The following is a 6,685-nucleotide window of genomic DNA, read 5'->3' on the forward strand; positions in this document are numbered from 1 at the left end:
GGCGTCCGGGGAGGGGCAGCCCCCGGTGGCCCCACGGCGACGGTCGCCTTCGGGGCGGCGCCCCGCGGCCGCCTTCTTGTCGTTGATCGTCACGGCCACACTGGTGCCGTCGGCGAGGTCGGCGCGCCAGTAGCGCCACGTGTCCGTGGCCGAGGTCCGAGGGGCACCGGACAGGACGAGGGGGCGGCCGTCGTCGTGGCCCTCGGCGTCCTCGGGCGGGGCGAGGGCGGCGTCGAAGACCTCGCACACCCGCTTCAGCGCATCGTCCATGGTGCCGGGCACGGTCCGGGACGCGTTGGCGTCGAAGGTGCCGTCCTCCCTCTGGCCCGGCAGGCGGCGGCCGATGTGCTGCCCGTAGGCCAACGCCGCCGTCTGCGCCCACCATTCGGGGTTGGAGCAGCCGCCCTGGTCTTCGATCTCGGCCAAAGCCAGCCGCGCGAGCTTGGGGTGCGCCAGGTCCCGGCCGCCGGCGGCGTCCAGGCGGGAGGTCCAGTCCTCCCAGGAGACGGAGGTGGCCTTCACCAGGGCGTCGACGTTCGCGGGGCGGGGCGTTGCGGTGCTCATGGGCGTCAGACTACTGCGGTCCGCCGGTCCCGTCAGGGGTCGGTCAGGCAGCGGTGGCGTCCCGGCGGCGCACCGTCCAGCGGGCCACGATCAGCACGATGATCACCATGCCCGCGTAGCCCAGTGCCGGGTAGACCCAGCCGATGAGGTCGGAGAAGCCGAGCAGGGACAGCACCGCGGACACCGCCGCGGTGACGGTGGCCAGCAGCCACCGCGGCACGCGGCGGAGCCCACCGAACAGGGACAGTCGCGTCGTCGCACCGAAGAGGCAGGACAGGGCCGTGGTGAACTGCGCGACCGTAGTCCTTCTCCTCCGGCCGTACCTGTGCAGGCGCGCGAACCCGGCCGACGACGGCCACACGCCTTCCACTGGGCGGCAGGTCCGTTCCATCCGATGATTTGTGGGACAACTCACAGATGGCTACCGTGGGCCGGGTGCCTGCGCGGGGACCCGGCCCCGCCGACCGAGCGAAGGACCGCCCCCATGACCGAGACCCGCACCGCGGCCCGCCCGCGGCCGGTGCCCACCGCCGCTCCGCGGCGTGGTTCCTCGTCCCGTCTCTGATCGGCCTGGCCCTGTTCGTGGTGCCGCTGCCGGCCGGTGAGGACGGGGTCTCCATCCCGATCGCCCTGATCGCCGGAGCCCTCCAGGATGCCCTCGCCCCGGCGCTGCCGTGGATCGCGGTGGCCGTCATGGCCGTCTCGGTGCTCGGGGTGCTGGTGGTGAAGCTGGCCAAGCCGGATCTCACCGCTCAGCCGTTGACGGCGTCCCTCTTCGACGTCGGCCCGGTGTGGACGCTCATCCGCATGGTGGGCCTCATCGTCGGCGTCATGACCGCGCTGCAGGTCGGCCCGGCCGCGCTGGTCGGCGAGGACACCGGCGGGCTGATCATGGACCTGGTGACCCTGATGGTCACCGTGTTCCTCATCGCCGGCCTGCTGCTGCCGCTGCTGCTGGACTTCGGCCTGCTCGAGTTCGCGGGCGCGCTGATGCGCAAGGTCATGCGTCCGCTGTTCAAGGTCCCGGGCCGCGCCTCCGTGTCCTCCCTGGCGGCCTGGCTCGGGGACGGCTCCATCGGGGTGCTGATGACCGGCCAGCAGTACCAGTCCGGTCACTTCACCGGCCGCGAGGCCGCCGTGCTGGGCACCACCTTCAACGTGGTCTCGGTGACCTTCACCATCGTGATCGTCGGCCAGCTGTCCCTGCAGCACATGTTCGGGCCGTTCTACCTGACCATCGTGGTGGCCGGCCTCGTCGCCGCCGTGATCATGCCGCGCATCCCGCCGCTGTCCCTGTTCCCGGACAACCGCGCCCCGGGCGCCCCGGAGGTCGAGAACGAGGACGACACCGCGGCCTCCGACCCCCGCCCGCTGCTGACCCGCGCCTGGCACGCCGCCCGCCGCCGCGCGGACGAGGTGGGCGTGCGCGAGGTCGCCCGCATCGGCACCTCGAACGTGCTGGAGATGTGGCTGGGCATCCTGCCGGTCATCATGGCCATCGGCACCGCCGCCGTGCTGGTCGCCGAGCACACCCCGCTGTTCACCTGGCTCGGCGCCCCGTTCATCCCGGTGCTCGAGCTCATGGGCGTCCCGGAGGCCGAGGCCGCCTCCCAGGCCCTGTTCATCGGCTTCGCGGACATGCTGCTGCCCTCGATCATCGTCTCGGACGTCACCGCGGAGATGACCCGTTTCGTCATCGGCGCCCTGTCCGTGTCCCAGCTGATCTACATGTCCGAGGTCGGCGGCCTGCTCCTGGGCTCCGCCATCCCGGTGCGCTTCCACCACCTGGTCAGCATCTTCCTGCTGCGCACCGTGATCTGCCTGCCGGTGATCGTGGGCATGGCGCACCTGCTGTACTGAGCACGCGGCCTGACGGCACGGCTCTCCAGACGCCCGACGACGGACGGTCGCCTTCCGCAGGGAAGGCGACCGTCCCGTCGTCGCAGGTCAGGGACCGGGGGGCGCGGTGCCGGTCAGACGCCCGGGCTGCGCAGGGTGGGCTCGGGCAGGTACACGCTGCCGCCGGCGGCCCGGAACTCCGCGGCCTTGGCGGCCATGCCCTCCTCGGCGATGCGCGCCTGGTCCGCCGCCCCGCCGAACTCGGAGCGGATGTCCTGGCTGATCCGCATGGAGCAGAACTTCGGCCCGCACATGGAGCAGAAGTGGGCGGTCTTCGCCGGCTCGGCGGGCAGGGTCTCGTCGTGGTACTCCTCGGCCAGCTGGGGGTCCAGGGAGAGCCCGAACTGGTCCCGCCAGCGGAACTCGAAGCGGGCCTTGGACAGGGCGTCGTCCCGGTCCCGGGCGCCGGGGTGGCCCTTGGCCACGTCCGCGGCGTGGGCGGCGATCTTGTAGGTGATCACGCCGGTCTTCACGTCGTCCCGGTTCGGCAGGCCCAGGTGCTCCTTCGGGGTCACATAGCAGAGCATGGCGGTGCCGTAGCGGGCGATCTCCGTGGCGCCGATGGCTGAGGTGATGTGGTCGTAGGCCGGGGCCACATCCGTGACGAGGGGGCCGAGCGTGTAGAACGGGGCGCCGTGGCACAGTTCCTGCTGGCGCTCCACGTTCTCCCGCACCAGGTGCAGCGGGATGTGGCCGGGGCCCTCCACCATCACCTGGACGTCGTACTCCCAGGCGCGGCGGGTCAGCTCGGCGAGGGTGTCCAGCTCGGCGAACTGGGCGGCGTCGTTGGCGTCCGCGATGGAGCCCGGACGCAGGCCGTCCCCGAGGGAGAAGGCGACGTCATAGCGGGCGAAGATCTCGCAGAGCTCGTCGAAGTGCGTGTAGAGGAAGTTCTCCTCGTGGTGGCCCAGGCACCAGCCGGCCATGATGGAGCCGCCGCGGGAGACGATGCCGGTCACGCGGTCCGCGGACAGCGGCACGTGGCGCAGCAGCACGCCGGCGTGCACGGTCATGTAGTCCACGCCCTGCTCGCACTGCTCGATCACGGTGTCCCGGAAGACCTCCCAGGTCAGGGCCTGGTGGTCCCCGCCGACCTTCTCCAGCGCCTGGTAGATCGGCACGGTGCCGATCGGCACCGGGGAGTTGCGCAGGATCCACTCGCGGGTGGTGTGGATGTCGTCGCCCGTGGAGAGGTCCATCACGGTGTCCGCGCCCCAGCGGGTGGCCCACTGCAGCTTCGAGACCTCCTCGGCGATCGACGACGTCACCGCCGAGTTGCCGATGTTCGCGTTGACCTTCACGGCGAACGCTCGGCCGATGATCATCGGCTCCGACTCGGGGTGGTTCACGTTCGCCGGGATGATGGCCCGGCCGGCGGCCACCTCGGAGCGGACCAGCTCCACGTCCACGCCCTCGCGCAGCGCCACGAAGCGCATCTCCGGGGTGACCTCGCCGCGGCGGGCATAGTGCATCTGGGTGACGCGGGCCCCGTCCTTGGCCCGCAGCGGGGCGCGGCGGGCGCCCTGCCACTCCTGGGTGGAGGCGCCGCGGCGGACAGCCGAGCGGCCGTCGTCCAGCAGGTTCCGCTCCCGGCCGGCGTACTCTTCGACGTCTCCGCGGGCTCGGATCCACTCCTCGCGCTGCGGCGGCAGGCCCTGCTCCGGGTCGCAGCCCGGGCCCATGGTCCGGTAGACGCGCAGCGGCTCGTTGGGCGTGCCGTCCGGGGAGTCGTCCTGCGTGATCTCGGTGACGGGGACGCGGATGCCGTGCTCGGCGTCCTCGAGGTGGGCGAGACGGTGGGTGCGGTAGTTCTCGGACGCGGACATGCGCCATCACTCTCCTTCTTCCTTCGCCGGCGTGATCCGGACAGGTTCAGACGGTTGTCAGGCGGCGTCAGCCCGATCTCAGTCCCGTGCCGTGGGACTCCCGTGGGGTGCCCTGGACGGTAGCACAGACCGTGGCGCACGTCTCGTCCGAGCGGCTAGGGTGCGTGGCACAGACGGAGGGAGACACTCACATGACGGAGAAGACGGACGTTCCCGCATCGACCGTGCCGCGGGTGCTGAGCATCGCCACATCGGACAGCGGCGGCGGCGCCGGGATCCCAGCGGACCTGAAGACGATCGCCGCCTGGGGCGGCTACGGCATGACCGCGGTGGCGGCCGTGACGGCGCAGAACACGCAGGGCGTGCAGGCGGTGCACCCGTTGCCGCCGGAGGCGGTGCAGGACCAGCTGGACTCGGTCGGCGAGGACATCGCCGTGGACGCGGTGAAGGTCGGCATGCTCGGCTCACCTGCGGTGATGGAGGTGGTCGCTGTCTGGTTGGAGCAGTGCGCGGCGCCTGCCGTGCTGGATCCGGTGATGGTCGCCAGCAGCGGGGACAGCCTCACCGCCGCCGACGCCGCCGCGTGGGAGCGGCTGCTGGACGCGGCCGACCTGGTGACGCCGAACCTGCCGGAGCTGGAGACCCTCACAGGCGAGCGGCTCCCGGGCTTCGCCAGCGCGCTGCGGCCGCGGAGCGGCTGGCCGCACGGCACCGGGTGACCGTGCTGGTCAAGGGCGGCCACCTGGACCCGGAGGAGCATCCGGACGGCGTGCCGGACGCGCTGGTCGCGGCGGGGGAGGAGGCCGTCGTCCTGACGGGGCCCTGGCAGCGCGTGCGGTCCACGCACGGGACCGGCTGCACGCTCTCTTCCGCGATGGCCACGCTCGCCGGCGCCGGGCTCGGCTGGGAGCAGGCGCTGCGGTGGGCCAAGCCGTGGCTGGCCGAGGCGATGCGCCGCGGTGAGGCGCTCGCGGTCGGCAGGGCGGAGCTGCCTGGCTGGCACGGTCCCGTGGACCACGGCTGGCGGGAGCGCGGGGAATCGGTACCCCGTCGCGCAACTGGTGAGTACTGACCCTCATCACCGCGCTTGCGGGGTCGATGAGGGTCAGTACTCACCAGTTCGTGGGACAGCCGGGTGCCTCCGGCCGCGTGGACACCAGGAGACGAGAAGAGCCGGGCCCTCGCATCGCTGCGTGGACCCGGCTCGTCGTCGGTGTGTGCCCCCGGCAGGATTCGAACCTGCGGCCTTTGGTACCGGAAACCAACGCTCTATCCCCTGAGCTACGGAGGCGGGGGGTCAGCGCGCGTCACCAGGACGCGGCGGACTCGACAACACTACACCATCGCGGCCCGATCACAGCCCAGCCCTGCCCGCCCGGCGTACCTCGGCACGCTCAGTGCAGGACCGCCTCCCGCAGCACCCTGGCGGCGGCCTCCGGGTCCTCGGCCTGGGTGATCGCCCGGACCACCGCGATCCGCTCGGCCCCGGCGGCCGTCACCTCGGGCACCCGCGGCACATCGATCCCGCCGATGGCGAAGAACGGGTGCGCCGTCAGGCCCGCAGCCTGGATCTCCGCGCTCCGGGCGGCGGCGTACTGCGGCAGCTCGAGCCCCACGGCGGCGCGGCCGGGCTTGGTGGGGGTCTGCCAGATCGGCCCGGTGCAGTAGTAGTCCAGTCCCTCGTCCGACAGGGCGGCGTCCACCTGCGCCGGCGTGTGGCAGGAGCGGCCCAGCACCACATCCGGGCCGAGCACCGTGCGGGCCTGCGCGGTGGTCAGGTCCGTCTGGCCCACGTGGAAGACGTCGACGCCGGCCAGCAGGGCCACGTCCGCGCGGTCGTTGGCCGCCACCAGCGCCCCGTGCCCGGTCGCCGCCTCGCGCACCAGGCCCAGCGCCTGCAGCTCCACCGCCACGGGCACCTGCTTGTCCCGCACCTGCAGGATGTCCACCCCGCCGGCGAACACCGCCTGGCAGAACGCGGAGAACCTCTCCTCCGCGAGCCGACCCTCGGCATCCAGGAAGCCGGTCAGGTCCGTGCACAGGTACAGGCGGGCCGCGGCGAGGCGGTCGCGCAGGGCGGTGGGGGCGGTGTTGCTCATGCCCTCACTGTGACAGACTGGCACCGTTCCATGGGAGCCCGGGCCGAGACCGCCGGGCTGAGAGGGCCGCACGGCCGGGAGCGCCCCACACGGGTGTCACCCGCGGCAGGCCGACCATCTGACTCGATGCGGATCATGCCGCCGTGAGGAGGAGACCGTGGGGATGCACACCCTCGTCGCCGGTGCCGGGATCATCGGCCTGGCCACCGCCGCGCGACTGCGCGCCGCCGGGCACGCCGTCCACCTCGTGGCCCCCGAACTCGACGCCGTCCTGGCCGCCACACCGCCGGACCCGTC

The 6,685-nt window shown here is 72.6% G+C and carries 7 protein-coding genes and 1 tRNA gene; 3 read left to right on the plus strand and 5 right to left on the minus strand.

All coding sequences use genetic code 11. From position 1 onward, the window contains the following. Together AC2W7A_RS07665 and AC2W7A_RS07670 are read right to left on the minus strand one after the other, a co-directional pair. On the minus strand, positions 1–564 hold a 564-nt coding region (locus AC2W7A_RS07665), incomplete at its 3' end, for a hypothetical protein (protein WP_485990835.1). A gap of 43 nt (positions 565–607) precedes the next feature. Further along, a complete protein-coding gene (locus AC2W7A_RS07670) occupies positions 608–925 on the minus strand; it encodes a hypothetical protein (protein WP_485990836.1) in 318 nt (105 codons plus the stop codon). A 74-nt stretch (positions 926–999) separates the two neighbouring features. Here AC2W7A_RS07670 and AC2W7A_RS07675 point away from each other — a divergent pair, with 74 nt between their 5' ends. Continuing rightward, positions 1,000–2,424, plus strand: a complete 1,425-nt coding sequence (locus AC2W7A_RS07675; RefSeq protein ID WP_485990837.1) for a YjiH family protein — start codon at positions 1,000–1,002, stop codon at positions 2,422–2,424. 113 nt (positions 2,425–2,537) lie between these two features. Here the strand turns inward: AC2W7A_RS07675 and thiC are convergent, their stop codons facing one another. Then, positions 2,538–4,289 (minus strand): phosphomethylpyrimidine synthase ThiC, encoded by a 1,752-nt coding sequence (gene thiC / locus AC2W7A_RS07680; RefSeq protein WP_485990838.1) that lies wholly within the window; start codon positions 4,287–4,289, stop codon positions 2,538–2,540. Positions 4,290–4,480: 191 nt separating this feature from the next. Here thiC and thiD point away from each other — a divergent pair, with 191 nt between their 5' ends. Next, complete coding sequence (thiD, locus tag AC2W7A_RS07685) at positions 4,481–5,008, plus strand: bifunctional hydroxymethylpyrimidine kinase/phosphomethylpyrimidine kinase (protein WP_485990839.1); 528 nt, start codon at positions 4,481–4,483, stop codon at positions 5,006–5,008. Next, positions 5,005–5,361 (plus strand): bifunctional hydroxymethylpyrimidine kinase/phosphomethylpyrimidine kinase, encoded by a 357-nt coding sequence (locus tag AC2W7A_RS07690; protein ID WP_485990841.1) that lies wholly within the window; start codon positions 5,005–5,007, stop codon positions 5,359–5,361. Before thiD ends, AC2W7A_RS07690 begins: the two co-directional genes overlap by 4 nt. A gap of 146 nt (positions 5,362–5,507) precedes the next feature. On the opposite strand, the gene AC2W7A_RS07695 is transcribed toward AC2W7A_RS07690, so the two are convergent. Together AC2W7A_RS07695 and thiE are read right to left on the minus strand one after the other, a co-directional pair. Then, positions 5,508–5,580: transfer RNA gene (locus tag AC2W7A_RS07695), tRNA-Arg, on the minus strand. 103 nt (positions 5,581–5,683) lie between these two features. Beyond that, positions 5,684–6,388 (minus strand): thiamine phosphate synthase, encoded by a 705-nt coding sequence (thiE, locus tag AC2W7A_RS07700; protein WP_485990842.1) that lies wholly within the window; start codon positions 6,386–6,388, stop codon positions 5,684–5,686. Positions 6,389–6,685: the final 297 nt, after the last annotated feature.

It is taken from the genome of Micrococcus sp. LASM2_SD2 (assembly GCF_057364565.1).

Coding starts and splice junctions, on each gene's coding strand:
- thiE (WP_485990842.1), bottom strand. CDS start 6,388: ATGAGCAACACCGCCCCCACCGCCCTGCGCGACCGCCTCGCCGCGGCC.
- thiD (WP_485990839.1), top strand. CDS start 4,481: ATGACGGAGAAGACGGACGTTCCCGCATCGACCGTGCCGCGGGTGCTG.
- thiC (WP_485990838.1), bottom strand. CDS start 4,289: ATGTCCGCGTCCGAGAACTACCGCACCCACCGTCTCGCCCACCTCGAG.